General features: G+C 73.4%; 12 protein-coding genes. 6 read left to right on the top strand and 6 right to left on the bottom strand.

Annotated features, from left to right (window positions below; all coding sequences use genetic code 11):
- Window positions 1-68: 68 nt before the first annotated feature.
- Entirely contained in the window at window positions 69-3,842 is a 3,774-nt protein-coding gene (locus I003_RS0103670; RefSeq protein WP_486584079.1) for an ABC transporter ATP-binding protein, read from the top strand.
- Window positions 3,843-4,108: 266 nt separating this feature from the next.
- Window positions 4,109-5,527: a S28 family serine protease gene (locus I003_RS0103665; RefSeq protein WP_027770257.1), complete on the top strand. Its 1,419-nt coding sequence runs from the start codon at window positions 4,109-4,111 to the stop codon at window positions 5,525-5,527.
- Window positions 5,528-5,650: 123 nt separating this feature from the next.
- Here the strand turns inward: I003_RS0103665 and I003_RS0103660 are convergent, their stop codons facing one another.
- Window positions 5,651-6,559: a LysR family transcriptional regulator gene (locus I003_RS0103660; protein ID WP_027770256.1), complete on the bottom strand. Its 909-nt coding sequence runs from the start codon at window positions 6,557-6,559 to the stop codon at window positions 5,651-5,653.
- An 87-nt stretch (window positions 6,560-6,646) separates the two neighbouring features.
- Here I003_RS0103660 and I003_RS31415 point away from each other — a divergent pair, with 87 nt between their 5' ends.
- Window positions 6,647-7,600, top strand: a complete 954-nt coding sequence (locus tag I003_RS31415; protein WP_078563703.1) for an EamA family transporter — start codon at window positions 6,647-6,649, stop codon at window positions 7,598-7,600.
- 100 nt (window positions 7,601-7,700) lie between these two features.
- Here I003_RS31415 and I003_RS0103650 read toward each other — a convergent pair whose 3' ends face one another.
- The 5 genes from I003_RS0103650 to I003_RS0103630 form a co-directional block, all read right to left on the bottom strand.
- Window positions 7,701-8,681: a hypothetical protein gene (locus I003_RS0103650; protein WP_027770255.1), complete on the bottom strand. Its 981-nt coding sequence runs from the start codon at window positions 8,679-8,681 to the stop codon at window positions 7,701-7,703.
- Entirely contained in the window at window positions 8,666-9,325 is a 660-nt protein-coding gene (locus I003_RS0103645; RefSeq protein WP_027770254.1) for a hypothetical protein, read from the bottom strand. Before I003_RS0103645 ends, I003_RS0103650 begins: the two co-directional genes overlap by 16 nt.
- A gap of 227 nt (window positions 9,326-9,552) precedes the next feature.
- Window positions 9,553-10,350 carry a sugar phosphate isomerase/epimerase family protein gene (locus I003_RS0103640; RefSeq protein ID WP_027770253.1) on the bottom strand — a complete coding sequence of 266 codons (798 nt, stop codon included), beginning with the start codon at window positions 10,348-10,350 and terminating at the stop codon, window positions 9,553-9,555.
- A gap of 368 nt (window positions 10,351-10,718) precedes the next feature.
- Window positions 10,719-11,639 carry a helix-turn-helix domain-containing GNAT family N-acetyltransferase gene (locus I003_RS0103635; protein ID WP_027770252.1) on the bottom strand — a complete coding sequence of 307 codons (921 nt, stop codon included), beginning with the start codon at window positions 11,637-11,639 and terminating at the stop codon, window positions 10,719-10,721.
- 123 nt (window positions 11,640-11,762) lie between these two features.
- The gene (locus tag I003_RS0103630) at window positions 11,763-12,806 is read right to left on the bottom strand and encodes a LacI family DNA-binding transcriptional regulator (RefSeq protein ID WP_027770251.1); all 1,044 of its coding nucleotides are present in this window, start codon (window positions 12,804-12,806) and stop codon (window positions 11,763-11,765) included.
- Window positions 12,807-13,053: 247 nt separating this feature from the next.
- Here I003_RS0103630 and I003_RS0103625 point away from each other — a divergent pair, with 247 nt between their 5' ends.
- Genes I003_RS0103625 through I003_RS0103615 form a run of 3 tightly spaced genes read left to right on the top strand, consistent with a single transcriptional unit; the run spans window position 13,054 to window position 16,243 of the window.
- Window positions 13,054-14,223 (top strand): Gfo/Idh/MocA family protein, encoded by a 1,170-nt coding sequence (locus I003_RS0103625; protein ID WP_027770250.1) that lies wholly within the window; start codon window positions 13,054-13,056, stop codon window positions 14,221-14,223.
- Entirely contained in the window at window positions 14,220-15,395 is a 1,176-nt protein-coding gene (locus I003_RS0103620) for a dihydrodipicolinate synthase family protein (protein WP_027770249.1), read from the top strand. The genes I003_RS0103625 and I003_RS0103620 overlap by 4 nt, the downstream gene beginning before the upstream one ends.
- Window positions 15,392-16,243 (top strand): sugar phosphate isomerase/epimerase family protein, encoded by an 852-nt coding sequence (locus I003_RS0103615; RefSeq protein ID WP_027770248.1) that lies wholly within the window; start codon window positions 15,392-15,394, stop codon window positions 16,241-16,243. Before I003_RS0103620 ends, I003_RS0103615 begins: the two co-directional genes overlap by 4 nt.
- The last annotated feature ends 25 nt before the right edge of the window (window positions 16,244-16,268 follow it).

Here is a 16,268-nt window from a genome sequence, read left to right as displayed (position 1 = left end):
CCCCACCGGAGCGGAAGCCTTCGCGGAGCGAGCCCGACGGCTGGGCGCGGCGACTCGTCCGCCAGTGTCTGCGCTATCGCCGCAACGTTCTGCTCTCCCTCGGCGCCTCCCTCGCCGGGATGGGCATCATGGCCCTGGTTCCGCTCATCCCCAAGCTGATCATCGACGACGTGATCGTCTCCGGCGACCGGCCGCTCGCGCCCTGGGCCGCCCTCATGGTCCTCGCCGCCCTCGCCGTCTACGGCCTCACCTACGTCCGGCGCTACTACGGCGGCCGGCTCGCCCTCGACGTGCAGCACGACCTGCGCACCGAGATGTACGACGCGATCGTCAGGCTCGACGGCCGCCGCCAGGACGAGTTGTCCACCGGCCAGGTCGTCGGCCGCGGCACCACCGACCTGCAGCTCGTCCAGGGCCTGCTCTTCATGATCCCGATGATGATCGGCAACGTGCTGCTCTTCGCGGTCTCCCTGGTCGTCATGCTCGTGCTGTCCCCGACGCTCACCCTCGTCGCCCTCGGCGTCGCCCCGGCCCTGTGGTGGATCGCCAACCGCAGCCGCACCCGCCTCTTCCCCGCCACCTGGTACGCCCAGCAGCAGGCCGGCAGCGTCGCCTCCGTCGTGGACGGCGCCGTCGGCGGCGTCCGCGTCGTCAAGGGCTTCGGCCAGGAGCGGCAGGAGACCGGCAAGCTCCGTGCCGTCAGCCGCAAGCTCTACGCCGCCCGGCTGCGCACCGTCCGCATGAACGCCCGCTACACCCCCGCCCTGCAGGCCGTGCCCTCCCTCGGCCAGGTCGGCATGCTCGCGCTCGGCGGCTGGATGGCCACCCGCGGGCAGATCACCCTCGGCACCTTCGTCGCCTTCTCCACCTATCTCGCGCAGCTCGTCGGCCCGGTCCGGATGCTGGCGATGATGCTCACCGTCGGGCAGCAGGCCCGCGCGGGCGTGGAGCGGGTCTACGAGCTGATCGACACCGAACCGGAGCTGTCCGACCGGCCGGGCGCCCACGAACTGCCGGCCGACGCCCCCGCCGACGTCGAGTTCGACGGCGTGACCTTCGGCTACGACCCCGGCCACCCGGTGCTCGACCGTCTGACCCTGCGCGTCGAGCCCGGCGAGACGATGGCCGTCGTCGGCGCCTCCGGCAGCGGCAAGTCGACGCTGTCGATGCTGATACCCCGCTACTACGACGTCGCGCCGGACGGCGGCGCCGTCCGCATCGGCGGCCACGACGTACGCGACCTGACGCTGCCCTCCCTGCGCGCGGCCATCGGGCTCGTGCCCGAGAACAGCTTCCTGTTCTCCGAGTCCATCCGGGACAACATCGCCTACGGCAAGCCCGACGCGACCGACGAGGAGATACGCACCGCCGCCCGCGCCGCGCAGGCCGACGGTTTCATCACCGCGCTCGGCAACGGCACCGCTCCCGCCGACGGCGGGGACGCCGGTGCCGGCGCCACGGGCGCGGGCCTCCCCGAGGGCTATGACACCGTCGTGGGTGAGCAGGGCATGACCCTCTCCGGCGGCCAGCGCCAGCGCGTCGCGCTGGCCCGCGCGATCCTGACCGACCCGCGGCTGCTGCTCCTGGACGACGCCACCTCCGCGGTCGACGCCCGCGTCGAGCACGAGATCCACGAGGCGCTCAGGAGCGTCATGGCGGGCCGCACCACGGTGCTCATCGCCCACCGCCAGTCCACCCTGGCACTCGCCGACCGCATCGCCGTCCTCGACGGCGGGCGGCTCGCCGACGTCGGCACGCACGAGGAGCTGCAGTCCCGCTGCCCCCTCTACCGCAGGCTGCTGACCGACCCGGACGAGCTGGCGGACCGCGAGCGCGACCCGGCCGGCCAGGTCGCCGCGGACACCCACGCCAGCGTCGACGGCATCACCCCCGAGCTGTGGGTGCGCAGGGAGACCGGCGAGAAGAGCGAGGCGGCCGGCGGCAACTCCACGGCCTCCGCCGGCGACCCGTCCGGCTTCGCCGGCATGCTCGCCGGCTCGCCCGGAAGCCCCGAACTGCTGGCCAAGGTCGCCGCCCTGCCGCCCGCCACCGACACCCCCGGGGTGGACGAGGAGCACGCCGAGGCGCCGGAGGTCTCGTACGGCCTGCGCCGCCTGCTGCGCGGCTTCGGTGCACCGCTCGCCGTCGCCCTGCTCTTCGTCGCCGGTGACGCGATCGCCGGGCTGCTGCTGCCCATCCTCATCCGGCACGGCATCGACGACGGCGTCCAGCGGCTCTCCCTCGGTGCCGTGTGGACCGCCGCGGGCCTCGCGCTCGCCGTGGTGCTCGGTCAGTGGGCCGCCCAGGTCGGCGCCACCCGGCTCACCGGCCGCACCGGCGAGCGCGTGCTCTACGCCCTGCGCGTCAAGATCTTCGCCCAGCTCCAGCGGCTCGGCCTCGACTACTACGAGCGGCATCTCACCGGCAAGATCATGACCCGGATGACCACGGACGTGGACGCGCTGTCCACGTTCCTGCAGACCGGCCTGGTCACCGCCGTCGTCTCGCTGCTCACGTTCTTCGGCATCCTGGTCGCGCTGCTGGTCATCGACCTCCAGCTCGCCCTGATCGTCTTCGCCACCCTGCCGCCGCTGATCGTCGGCACGTTCTTCTTCCGCCGGCAGAGCGTCAAGGCGTACGAGCTGGCGCGCGAGCGCGTCAGCGTGGTCAACGGCGACCTGCAGGAGTCGGTCGCCGGCCTGCGCATCGTGCAGGCGTTCCGCCGCGAGGAGGGCGGCGCCGCGCGGTTCGCCCAGCGCAGCGACGGCTACCGCCGGGCCCGGGTGCGCGGGCAGTGGCTCATCTCCGTCTACTTCCCGTTCGTGCAGCTCCTCGCCTCCTTCGCGACCGTCGGCGTGCTGTGGGCCGGCTCGGACCGCGTGGCCGCGGGCACGCTCACCGCCGGCGCACTCGTGGCCTACCTGCTGTACATCGATCTGTTCTTCGCCCCGGTGCAGCAGCTCTCCCAGGTCTTCGACGGCTACCAGCAGGCGTCCGTCGCGCTCGGCCGCATCCAGGAACTCCTGCACGAGAAGCCCTCCACGCCGCCGCCCGCGAAGCCGCGGCCCGTCGGGCCGCTCCGCGGCGAGATCGTCTTCGACGACGTGCACTTCGCGTACGACGGGCAGGCCGGGGGCGCCGCCGAGGCGGCGCTGACCGGGCTGGACCTCACGATCCCGGCCGGGCAGACCGTCGCGTTCGTCGGCGAGACCGGCGCCGGCAAGTCGACGCTGGTCAAGCTCGCCGCCCGGTTCTACGACCCGACCAGCGGCGCCGTCCGCGTGGACGGCACCGACCTGCGCGAGCTGGACCTCACCGGCTACCGCCACCGCCTCGGCGTCGTCCCCCAGGAGTCGTACCTCTTCTCCGGGACCGTGCGCGACGCCATCGCCTACGGGCGCCCCGACGCCTCCGACGCCCGGGTCGAGGCCGCGGCGCGGGCCGTCGGTGCCCACGACATGATCGCCTCGCTGCCCGGCGGCTACCTCCACGACGTCGCCGAGCGGGGCCGCAACCTCTCCGCCGGCCAGCGCCAGCTCATCGCCCTGGCCCGGGCCGAGCTGGTCGACCCCGACATCCTCCTCCTCGACGAGGCCACCGCCGCGCTCGACCTCGCCACCGAGGCCGCGGTCAACAGCGCCACGGACCGCCTCGCGGGCCGCCGCACGACCCTCGTCGTCGCGCACCGCCTGACGACGGCCGCCCGCGCCGATCGCGTCGTGGTCCTCGACCACGGCCGCGTCGCCGAGGACGGGACCCACGAGGAACTGCTCGCCCGCGGCGGCCGGTACGCGGAACTGTGGCGGACCTACGCGGGCTCGGTGGAACCCGCGGCGGCCTAGGAGGCGGAGTTCCCGGAGCCTTCGGAGGCGACGGCGCAGCAGACGGAGCTGTCGTCGCAGCCTGCGGAATCCTCCCGGGCGGTGCCGCACCATCGATACCATCGCCCGGCCCTGCCTTCCCCGTCCCAGACCCACCCTGTTCCGCTACTCAGAGTAATCGAGGCAGCGCAATCCGTGGAAAGTTATCCACAGGGAGGTCGGCGTTCTTCTCCGGCGTGGCCAACGCGGCTAGGTTCCGAGGGTCATTGTGAACCCGGGGAGGGAAGATGCGCAGGACGCTCGGATGGCTGCTGAGTCTGGCCGTGCTCAGCGGCACGGTGGGGCTGGGCAGTTCACCGGTCGGTGCCGCCACCGCGGACGAGGCCGACATCAAGGACCGGCTCCTCTCGATCGAGGGCATGAGCCTGATCGAGGAGAAGCCGGTCGACGGCTACCGCTACTTCGTACTGAACTACACCCAGCCGGTCGACCACCGGAAGCCGCACGGCCAGACCTTCCAGCAGCGGCTCACCGTGCTGCACAAGGACACCGACCGGCCCACGGTCTTCTCCACCGGCGGTTACGGCGTCTCCACCACGCCCTCGCGCAGCGAGCCCACGCAGATCGTGGACGGCAACCAGGTCTCGATGGAGTACCGGTTCTTCACCCCGTCCCGGCCCGACCCCGCGGACTGGAAGAAGCTCGACATCCGGCAGGCCGCCGGCGACCAGCACCGCATCTTCGAGGCGCTGAACGACATCTACGACGAGAACTGGCTGGCCACCGGCGGCAGCAAGGGCGGCATGACCGCCACGTACTACGAGCGCTTCTATCCGCGCGACATGGACGGCGTCGTCGCCTACGTGGCGCCGAACGACGTGGTGAACGAGGAGGACGCGGCCTACGACCGGTTCTTCGAGCAGGTGGGCCCGAAGGAGTGCCGCGACGCGCTCAACGCGGTGCAGCGCGAGGCGCTGGTGCGGCGGGACGCGCTGTCGGAGAAGTACGCGGCGTGGGCCGCGGAGTCGGGCGCGACCTTCGCCACGATCGGCAGCCTGGACAAGGCGTTCGAGGCGACCGTCCTCGACCTCGTGTGGGGCTTCTGGCAGTACAGCTCGGCCGCCGACTGCGCCGACGTGCCCGACGCCGCCACCGTCTCCGACCAGGAGCTGTACGACTACGTCGACGCCATCGCCGGCTGGTCCTTCTACACCGACCAGGGGCTTGAGCCGTACACGCCGTACTACTACCAGGCGGGCACCGAGCTGGGCGCGCCCACCATCCGGCTGCCGCACCTGGCGGACCTGAGCCGCTACGGCTACCAGCCGCCGCGGAACTTCGTGCCGCGCGACATCGACATGCGCTTCAAGCCGGCGGTGATGAAAGACGTCGACAAGTGGGTGCGCACGAACGCCCACCAGATGCTCTTCGTCTACGGCGAGAACGACCCGTGGGGAGCGGAGCCGTTCCGCCTCGGCAAGGGAGCGGACGACTCGTACGTCTACACCGCGCCCGGCGCGAACCACGGCGCCCGGGTCGGCCAGCTCCCGGAGGAGCAGCGCGCCAAGGCCACCGAGCGGATCCTCGACTGGGCCGGTGTCGGGTCCGAGGCGGCCGCCACGAGGGCCAGGCCGCTGGCCGCGTACGACAGCGGGCTGGACAAGGTGACGAAGCAGGAGCTGCGGGAGCGGTCGCTCCGGCCGTGAGCCGGGACCGCTGAGCCGCACGGGCCGCGCCCGCGGGTGTCACCGCCCGCGGGCGCGGCCGTGCGCGGGACCGGCAGACCCGTCCCGGCGCGCAGGGGACCGCCCCGGGTCGCCGCCACGCCGTCAGCCGCCGACGCGCTCTTTCCACTCCCGCTGCAGCAGCCGCACGGCCTCCCGGATCGCCGGCCGGCGCGCGGCGCCCGTACGCCACACGGCGTACACCTGCCGCACCGGCACCGGCTCCAGCGGCACCGCGACCACCCCCGCCGGCAGCGGTCCGCGGCCCAGCCGCGGCACCAGCGCGATGCCCAGGCCGGCGGCGACCAGCGCGAGCTGCGAGGCGTACTCGGCGACCTGGTAGGCGAGATCCGGCTCGTGCCCCGAGGTGCGCAGGGTGCGTACGAGCCAGTCATGGCAGGTCGAGCCCGGCGGCTGGCAGATCCAGCGCTCGCCCACGAGATCGGCGCGGACGAGTGCCGTGCGCTGGGCGAAAGGGTGCCCCACCGGGACGCAGATGTCGCACAGGTCGTCGCCGAGGGGCGCCATTTCCATGCCGTCCGGGGTCGGCAGCGGGGCGATGTCCCAGTCGTGCGCGACGGCGAGGTCGGCCACACCGCGGGTGACCAGGCCGGGGGAGAGGTGCGGGTCGGCCTCCAGCATGCGGGTGTCGAGCGCGGGATGCTCCGCCGCGAGCGCGGCCAGCGCGGCGGGCAGCAGGCCGCGGGCCGCGGTCGCGAAGCAGGCCACCGTCAGCCTCCCCGTGGGCCGGCCGCGGCGCTCCTCCAGCGTGGTCTCGGCCTCCTCGACGATGGCGAGCAACTGCTCCGCCGTGGCGGCGAGGTGCTGGGCGGCGTCGGTGAGCGTCACCCCGCGACCGCTGCGCTCCAGCAGCGGCGTGCGCGTCTCCCGCTCCAGCTTGGCGATCTGCTGGGAGACGGCGGACGGGGTGTAGCCGAGGGCGGCGGCGGCGGAGCCGACGGAGCCGTGGACGGCGACGGCGTGCAGTGCGCGGAGCCGGGACAGATCGAGCATGGCCACCCCCAGGTTTCAGTGTTCCTACATCCAATCATGAAGTAATACGCGCTAGTGCTTTACGGTTGCCGCCCCGATCCTGGGTGGATGCGCCCGTTGCACATCGCACTCGCCGTCCTCGTCGCCTTCCTGTGGGGCCTGAACTTCGTCGTCATCGACGTGGGTCTCGACCACTTCCCGCCGCTGCTCTTCACCGCCCTGCGCTTCCTGGTGGCGGCGCTGCCCGCGGTCTTCCTCGTCGGCCGGCCGCAGGTCGCGTTCAAGTGGATCCTGGCGGTCGGGCTGGTGCTGGGGGCGGCGAAGTTCGGGCTGCTGTTCCTCGGCATGGAGCAGGGGATGCCGGCGGGGCTGTCCTCGCTGGTGCTGCAGATCCAGGCGGTCTTCACGGCGTGCATCGCGGCCGTGGTGCTGGGGGAGCGGCCGGGGCGGGTGCGGCTGGCGGGAATGGCGGTGGCGCTCTGCGGGGTGGGGCTGGCCGCGGTGGACGAGGGGGGTTCGGGCCCGCTGGGGGCGTTCGCGATCGTGCTGACCGCGGCCCTCTGCTGGGGTGTCGCGAACGTCATCATGCGCAAGGCGGCGCCGCCGGACGGGCTGCGCTTCATGGTGTGGGTCTCGTGCATACCCGTGCTGCCGCTGCTCGCGCTGTCGCTGGTGTTCGAGGGGCCGGAGCGGGACTGGGAGGCGCTGCGGTCGCTGGACTGGGCGGGCGCCGGCGCGGTCGTCTACATCGCGTGGGTCGTCACGATCTTCGGCTTCGGGGTGTGGGGCTACCTGCTGCGTACGTACGACGCCTCGACGGTGGCGCCGTTCTCCCTGCTGGTGCCGGTCGCGGGAATGTCCTCCGCGGCGCTGTTCCTGGGCGAGGAGATCACCGGGCTGCGCTGGGCGGCGGCGCTGCTGCTGGTCGGCGGGGTGGCCGTGACGTCGCTGGGCGGCGGGCGGCGTGGTGCGCGCACGCACGGGAGCGGGGACGGGGACCGCCGGGGCGGCCCCCGCCCGCCGCGGGACGACGTCAGGCCGGCGCGGGTGCCGGCCGGTTGACGAGCGTGGCGACTCGGAGACATCAGCCCGCCGGGGCGGCCGATGTGACACGGGCCGGCGCGCCGCCCCGGGTGACGACCGCCGGCCCCGTCTCAGCCGCTCAGCGCACCACCGTCTGGATCTCCTTGACCGTCACCGGGATCTCGGTGGTCGACCGGCCGTCGGGGAAGTCCTCGTACACCGGCGTCCCGTCCGGGCTCCCGCTCGGGTTCCAGGTGACGTCCCAGGTGAGCGAGGCTTCCAGCTCGTACGTGCCCTCGCCGGAGGACCTGCGGTACGTGATGTTGCAGCCCGCGTCCTCCGTGTCCACGGCGAAGCCGCCGCCCCTGCGCACGAGGTCGTACTCGCAGACGTTCGGATCCGCATCCTCCGTGCCGGCCTCCAGCCGCAGCCGCTGCGGGGTCGCGACGGTGGTGGCGGAGATCCGGTCCGCGCCCGGCGGGTCGATGAAAGCGGTGACCCAGACGCGCCGCAGCTCGGCCGGGTCCAGCACGGCGCGGGTCTCCAGGTTCACGACCTGGCGGTCGGGGTCGGGCTTCAGATCCACCGGCGGGGCGGGCAGTTCGGTCTCGTTGTACGCGAGGGCAGCCAGGGTCTCTGGGTCGATCACGTCCGTGTTCGGCTCGGCGGGCTCGTCGGGGCCGACGAACATGAAGGACTTCGTCGCCGGGCACGCCTCGGCCGTCACCCCGTCGTCCTGGTAGACGAGCTGCCACCACAGCCCTTCCTTGTCCTTGCGGAGATCGAAGGTGCTGTCGTCGGTGACGAGTTCGGAGATGGCCGCGGTGGCGTTGTGCTCGGCGTTGAAGTTCTCGTGGACGTACTCGTCCATCTGGTCCGGCGTGTAGCGCGGCTCGTACCAGCACACCGGCGGCGACCAGCTACCGCCGATCGGCGTCATGGGCGAGGTCTCGCCGGAGCCGGGGCTGCTGGCGCTGTACTGCACCCGGGAGCCGATCGAGTCGGACTCGCCCTGGCCGGTCCCGTCGCCGGCCGTCGCCGGTCCGGTCGCCGCGAGGAGCAGGGCGGCACCTGCCGCGGACACCGCCGCCGTACGCCGTCTGCTCAGGAGGTTCCGCACTGCGCTGCTCCCTGTTCGTCGGACTCGTGCACCATCTGCCAGAGGCCGTCCGCCGTCTTGCGCATGGTCGAGACGTGCCGGATGAAGTCGTCGGGGCTCGGTTCGGTCCTGAGCACCCTGCCGGTGTCGGCGATCTTCGCGTACGAGTTCGTCTGGTCCTCGCAGTACACGACGGACGCCACGTCGCCCTTGTGCGAGGTGACGTCGCGGTCGTAGTACCGCACGGTGCCGGTGACGGTCTTGCCGTCCGCGACGAACTCGTCGATGCCCGCGCGCCAGCCGGCGAGCGCGTCGCCGGCGAGGTACCGCTCCAGGACGTCCAGGCGCGGGTCCTGCTTCGCGTAGCCGAGGCGGATCGACTGCACGGCGTAGCCGTGGTCGCGCAGGATCGCGTCCTCGGCGGCGTCACCCGTCGGCTCGCTCTCCACCTCGACCGTGACGTCCTCGGGGAAGGCGAACCTGGGTGCGTCGGGGTCGTCGTCGGCGGCCGGGGACGACGAGGCCGCGGGTGACTCCTTCGCGTCCCCGGCGGAGTCCTTCGCGCCCGTGATCCGGTCGGGCCCGTCGTCGGACGATCCGCACGACGTCAGCAGCGTGACCGCCGCGGCCAGTGCCAGGGCACTCGCCGGTGCGCAGAGCTTCATGGCGGATCGGACCCCCGTTTTCCGTGTGACATGTCCAAGCCGGGCCTCAGCGTAGGCAAGAGCGCAAGGATGAGGCCAGTCGGCTCCTTGTCTTCACAACCGACCTGTGACAAAGGACAGTCGGCCACCGCGGCCTCGGGAGCCGCTCCGACGTGCGCAATCGCGCGGTCACCGCTGGTGCGGGCGGGCCGGGGCCCCGGGCGGACACGCCGTGGGGCGCGGCGGGTTCAGGCCACGTCGGCGAGCAGCCGCAGCAGGTGCTCGCGTCCCCCGGCCAGCATCGGCGCGAGCTCGCGGGCGCCGGGGAACCAGCGCTTCTCGTACTCCCAGCACAGCCAGCCGTCCCAGCCGGCCTCCGTCAGCACCGCCAGGCACTCTGCCAGCGGGACCGTCCCCTCGCCCAGCGCCAGCGGTGCCAGATCCTCCCGGGACGCCGCGTCCTTGACCTGCACGTAGCCGAGGTACGGGGAGAGCGCCGCGAACGACTCCTGCGGCTCCTCGCCGCCGAGCCAGGTGAGCATCACGTCCCACAGGGCGCCGGTGCTCTTGTGCCCGACGAGGTCCAGGATGCGGGCGACGTCGGCGCCGGTGCGGTGCGAGTCGTGTGTCTCCAGCAGCACCCGCACACCGAGGTCCGCGGCGTACGGGGCCACGGCGCCGAGCCGCCGGGCGGCGGTGGCGTCGGCCTCGGCGGCCGGCTGCTCGCCTCCGCGGGGGAACACCCGGACGTGGGCGGCGCCCACGTCCCGGGCGAGCGCCAGCAACTCGCGCATCTCGGTGATCACCGGCTCGTCGTCCCCGGGCGCGGCGACGCCCGCGTAGCTCGCCAGCGTGAGGATCTCCACCCCGGCCGCGGCGAAGTCCTCGACCACGTCCGCCCGCTCCCCGATCCCCAGCCCGGTGTGCACGGGCTCCTCGGGGTGGCACCGCAGCTCGACGCCCTGGTAGCCGCCGTCGGCGGCGAGCCGGGCGACTTCGGCGACGGGGAGCTGGGGCATGCCGAGGGTGGAGAAGGCGAGTCGCATGCCGTGAGTCGATCAGACCCCACAGCACCTGGCAACCCCGCGGCCGGCGCCCCCGGAGCGCGTGGCAGGCACCGCGCGCACACCTCTCCCCGCGCGCCGGCGCCCGGCTTCCGCGCGCCCCCCGCCGCGGGTGTCCGCCGCCCGGGCGGGAGCAGCCGCGCTACCGCCCCGTTCCGCACCCCGATCCCGGCCCCGTCCCGGCACACCCGGCTCGCATACCGCCGGCGCCGTGTCCGGGCGCCCGTGCCGCCTCTGCACCACTGGGCACCGGTACCGCCGTCCGGGGAAGCATCCGCGTCGTGGCTCTCTCCCGGCGGCCGGAGCCGCCGCCCCGCCCCCGCCTGCGCACAGCCGTCCGGCGGGATCCGTCAGAGCGTCAGCCGCCAGTCCTGGCCGACCAGATCCGCCCCGTAGCTGTGGTGCGGCTTCTCGGCCACCAGCTCGAACCCCGCCCGCTCGTAGAGCCGGCGGGCGGACTCCAGCACCGAGTTCGTCCACAGGACCAGCTCGCGGTATCCCGCCTCGCGGGCGAAGCGTACGCACTCGTCGACCAGCCGCGCCCCCAGCCGGTGCCCCCGCACCTCCGGGTCCACGAGCAGCAGCCGCAGCCGCGCCGTATCCGGGGCGTCGTCCCGCACACACATGACCGTGCCCACCGGCCTGCCGCCCAGGTCCGCTATCCACGTGCGCTCACACGCGGGGTCCCGCTGCGCGGCGTGGTCCGCGACGATCCGGGCCACCAGCGCCTCGAAGTCCGCGTTCCACCCGTACTCCTGCGCGTACAGCTCGCCGTGGCGCTTGACGATCCAGCCCAGCTCGCCCGGCCCCGGCTCGCGCAGCTCGGCCTCCCCGACCGGGCCCGGCACAGCCGACTCGGACAGCAGCTCCCGCACCGTGCCCATCGCGGCGGCCAGCCGGGGCCGCTGCTCCAGCGGCACCTGCGCCAGCAGCGTCCCCACCTGCTCCCGCGAGCGCTCCTCCAGCAGATGGGCGGCCTCCCGCCCGCGCGGGGTCAGCGACACCCGCTGGCGCCGCGCGTCGGCGGCCGACGGCCCGCGGGTGATCAGGCCGTCCTTCTCGAACCTGCCGAGGAGCCTGCTCAGATACCCCGCGTCCAGCGTGAGCGCCCCGCGCAGGTCGGCGGCGTCGGCCTGCGGGGCGGCACTCAGCTCGTAGAGCACGCGGGCCTCGGTGAGCGTGTACGGCGTGTGGAGCCGGCGGCTGTAGTCGAGGGCGCCGATCAGATTCGTATAGAAGCGGTTGAACGAACGGATGTCCTCGATGGTCACGGGACCCCACCTCCTGCGCTTTTCTTTGACTGAGTCAAAGTTACCCTCAGGGGCGGACCCCGCGCAGAGTTATCCACAGGCTGTCGCGTCCGGTCGGCCGATCGCCGCGGGACCCGGCCGCCGCTACGTCCGCGGGGCCGCCGTCGACGCCCGGGCCACCAGCTCCGCCGGCACCATGTCGCGCCCGCCCGCCGGCGTTTCCTCCCGTCCCAGCGCCAGCCGCGCCGCCCGCGCCGCCGCTTCCTGCAGCGGCAGCCGCACGGTCGTCAGCGCCGGGGTCGCGTCCGCGCTGAACGGCAGGTCGTCGAAGCCCGCAACGGATACGTCGCCGGGGATGCCGATGCCCTTTTCGCGCAGCGCGGCGCAGATGCCCAGGGCCACCGCGTCGTTCGATCCGACGATGGCCGTCAGCCCGGGCTCGCGGTCCAGCAGTTCGAGCGCGCCGTCGTAGCCGGACTGCCGGGTGTACGGGCCGTGCACCGTCAGCCGGCCGAGCTCTCCGGCGTCGCCGCCGAGACCGTGGGCGGCGAGCGCGGCGCGATGGCCTTCGAGGCGGTGTCGGGTGGTGGTGCGGTCGGCGGGGCCGGCGACGTAGCCGATGCGGCGGTGGCCGAGGGAGACGAGGTGCTCGGTGAGCCGGCGCCCGCCCTCGCGGTTGCCGAACTCGACGGCGACCGCCGAGCCTTCCGGCGCGGCGCTCGCCGGGCGGCCGAGGAGGACGACCTGCGTGCCGTTCGCCGCGAGTCTGCCCACCTTCGCCGCGCTGGCCTCCGCGTACTCGGGGGTCTCGACGGCGCTTCCGGTGATCACGACGGCGGCGGCCCGCTGGCGCAGCAGGAGCGTGAGGTAGGTCAGCTCGCGCTCCGGGGAGCCCCCGGTGTTGCAGACGACCGCCAGCTTCTCGCTGCCCAGCTCGGACTGCACGGCGCTGGCCATGATGCCGAAGAAGGGGTCGGCGACGTCGTTGACGAGGACGCCGACGAGGTCGGAGGTGGCGGCGGCGAGCGCGCTCGCGGGGCCGTTGATGACGTAGTCCAGCTCGTCCACCGCGGCGAGCACACGCGCGCGGGTGGCCTCGGCCACCGGATAGTTGCCGCTGAGTACCCGGGAGACGGTCGCGGCGGATACGCGCGCGCGTGCCGCGACGTCCGCGAGGGTGACTGCCATCGCTCTGCCTCCCGTTGGGTAGGACGTCCCGGCCCCCGCGGCCGGGATCCCCGGGGCCCGTGCGGGCCCCGGCCGGCGCCGTTCGCCGGTCGAACTGTGAGCGGAAGTCTTGCACGTCGCGCCGTCCGCGTCGCGAGAGTGGCAGGAGTGTGCACACCTTTGTCCGTACCCGGTCGGGCTCTTGCGCTGCAGGCCGGGCGGGGATAACTTTCTCCCGGGGCAGAAAGCGCTTACTATGGGAGACCAGATGCCACGTAGGACGCTCCGTATCGCCATGAACGGCGTCACCGGGCGAATGGGGTATCGCCAGCACCTCGTCCGTTCGATTCTTGCCATGCGCGAGGAAGGCGGGCTGGACCTCGGCGGCGGCGACGTGCTGTGGCCCGAGCCGGTTCTGGTGGGCCGCAGGGAGCACGCTCTGGAGGACATCGCCCGCCGGCACGACCTGCCGGAGTACACCACCGACCTCGACGCCGTGCTCGCGGACGACTCCGTCGAGCTGTACTTCGACGCCCAGGTCACCTCCGCCCGCGAGGAAGCGGTGAAGAAGGCCGTCGCCGCGGGCAAGCACATCTACGTGGAGAAGCCGACCGCCGCCTCCGCCTCCTCCGCCCTCGAACTCGCCCGGATGGCGCAGGACGCCGGCGTCAAGCACGGCGTGGTGCAGGACAAGCTCTTCCTGCCGGGTCTGCTGAAACTCAAGCGCCTCATCGACGGCGGCTTCTTCGGCCGCATCCTCTCCGTCCGCGGCGAATTCGGCTACTGGGTCTTCGAAGGCGACTGGCAGCCCGCCCAGCGGCCTTCCTGGAACTACCGCGCGCAGGACGGCGGCGGGATGGTGCTGGACATGTTCCCGCACTGGGAGTACATCCTGCACGAGCTGTTCGGCCCGGTGCGCAGCGTGCAGGCGCACGTCACCACGCACGTGCCGCGCCGCTGGGACGAGTCCGGCGAGGCGTACGAGGCGACCGCGGACGACGCCGCGTACGGCATCTTCGAACTGGCCGCGCCCGGCGGCCCCGTCGTGGCGCAGATCAACTCCTCCTGGACGGTCCGCGTCCACCGCGACGAACTGGTCGAGTTCCAGGTCGACGGCACCGAGGGCTCCGCCGTCGCGGGCCTGCGCGGCTGCCGCGTCCAGCACCGGGCGGCGACCCCGAAGCCGGTGTGGAACCCGGATCTGCCCGTCTCCGAGCCCTTCCGCGACCAGTGGCAGGACGTCCCCGACAACGCCGGTCCGGCCGGGTTCCCCAACGGCTTCCGGGCCCAGTGGGAGCTGTTCCTGCGGCACCTGCTGCTCGACGAGCCGTACCACTGGGATCTGTTCGCCGGCGCGCGCGGGGTGCAGCTCGCCGAGCTGGGCCTCAAGGCCGCCGCGGAGGGGCGGCGCGTCGAGGTGCCGGAGCTGGCGCGATGACGACGATCCCGCTGCCCGGGCCGGGGGGCGTACTGGAGCCGTACGAACCGCGCGCGGAGCCCGCTCCGGCGCTCACGGCCGGCGGTCCGCTCCCCTCCTGCCGCACGGTCTTCGCCGCCGCGCACGTCGTCGCCGACCCGTACGCCGACGCCGATCCCGGCGACCCGGACAGCCCCGCCGCGGTCGACTGGGACGCCACCCTCGCCTTCCGCCGCCACCTGTGGTCGCACGGCCTCGCCGTCGCCGAGGCCATGGACACCGCGCAGCGCGGCATGGGCCTGGACTGGCCCCGCGCCGCCGAGCTGATCCGCCGCTCCGCCGCCGAGGCGCGGGCCTGCGGCGGCCGCGTCGCCTGCGGCGCCGGCACCGACCAGCTCGCGCCCCGGGGTGCCGGCCTCGCCGGTGTGCGGGCCGCGTACGAGGAGCAGCTCGCCCTCGTCGAAGAGGCCGGTGCGCAGGCGATACTCATGGCCTCCCGCGCGCTGGCGGCGTGCGCCCGCGGACCCGCGGACTACGTGGAGACGTACGGCGCGCTGCTGCGCCAGGCGCGCGAGCCGGTGATCCTGCACTGGCTGGGCGACATGTTCGACCCCGCGCTCGCCGGCTACTGGGGCAGCTCCGACCTCGACGCCGCCACGGACACCTTCCTCGACGTCATCGCCCAGCACCCGGACAAGGTCGACGGCGTCAAGGTCTCCCTCCTCGACGCCTCCCGGGAAGTGGACCTGCGCCGCAGGCTGCCCCGGGGGGTGCGCTGCTACACCGGCGACGACTTCCACTACCCGGAGCTGATCGAGGGTGACGAGCAGGGATTCAGTCATGCGCTCCTCGGCGTCTTCGACCCGCTCGCTCCGCTGGCCGCCGAGGCGGTGCGGACCCTCGACACCGGCGACGCGGCCGGCTTCCGCAAGGTCCTGGACCCGACCGTGCCGCTCGCCCGTCACCTCTTCCGGGCCCCGACGCGCTTCTACAAGACGGGTGTCGTGTTCCTGGCGTGGCTCGGCGGTCACCAGAGCCACTTCACGATGGTCGGCGGGCAGCAGTCGGCACGTTCCCTGCCGCATCTCGCGCGCGTGTACGAACTGGCCGACCGTCTCGGCCTGTTCCCCGACCCGCAGCTCGCCGCGCAGCGCATGACCTCCTTTCTCGCCGTCCACGGAGTCGCCCTGTGAGCACCGGACAGCCCGCCGGCGCGCCGGCCCGCCTCAGCCTCAACCAGGAGACCATCAGGCAGTGGTCGCTCCCCGACCTCGCGGACGGCTGCACCGCGGCCGGGGTGCGCGGCGTGGGGCTGTGGCGCGCGCCCGTCCAGGAGTTCGGGGTGGAGGCCGCGGCCGAGCTCTTCCGCGACGCGGGGCTGACGGTGACGAGCCTGTGCCGCGGCGGCTTCTTCACCACCGGCGACCCGGGTGAGCGCGCCGCCGCCCTCGACGACAACCGCCGCGCCATCGACGAGGCCGCCACGCTCGGCACGGACACGCTCGTGCTCGTCTCCGGCGGTCTGCCGGCGGGCAGTCGCGATCTGTACGGCGCGCGGGAGCGGATCGCGGACGCGCTGAGCGTCCTCGCGCCGTACGCGGCGGAGCGCTCCGTGCGGCTGGCGATCGAGCCGCTCCATCCGATGTACGCCGCCGACCGGTGCGTGGTCTCCACGCTGGCCCAGTCGCTGGACCTGGCCGAGCGTTTCCCCGCGGACCGGGTCGGCGTGGTCGTGGACACGTACCACCTGTGGTGGGACGACACCGTCGCGGCGCAGATCACGCGCGCGGGGGAGTCCGGCCGGATCGCGGCCTTCCAGTTGGCCGACTGGGTGACGCCGCTGCCGGAGGGAGTTCTGCTGGGGCGGGGTCAACTGGGCGACGGGAGCGTCGACCTGCGCTGGTTCCGCGAACGGGTGGACGAAGCGGGGTATGAGGGCTTCGTCGAGGTCGAGATCTTCAACCCGGCACTGTGGGCGCGCGACGGGACGGAGGTGCTGGCGGAGATCGTCGAACGGTACGAGCGGCTGGTCGTGCGCTGAGCGACCCGCCGGCGTGCCGTGCGTC

The organism is Streptomyces sp. CNQ329, assembly GCF_000482585.1.
This window is presented reverse-complemented; position numbering and strand designations above follow the sequence as displayed.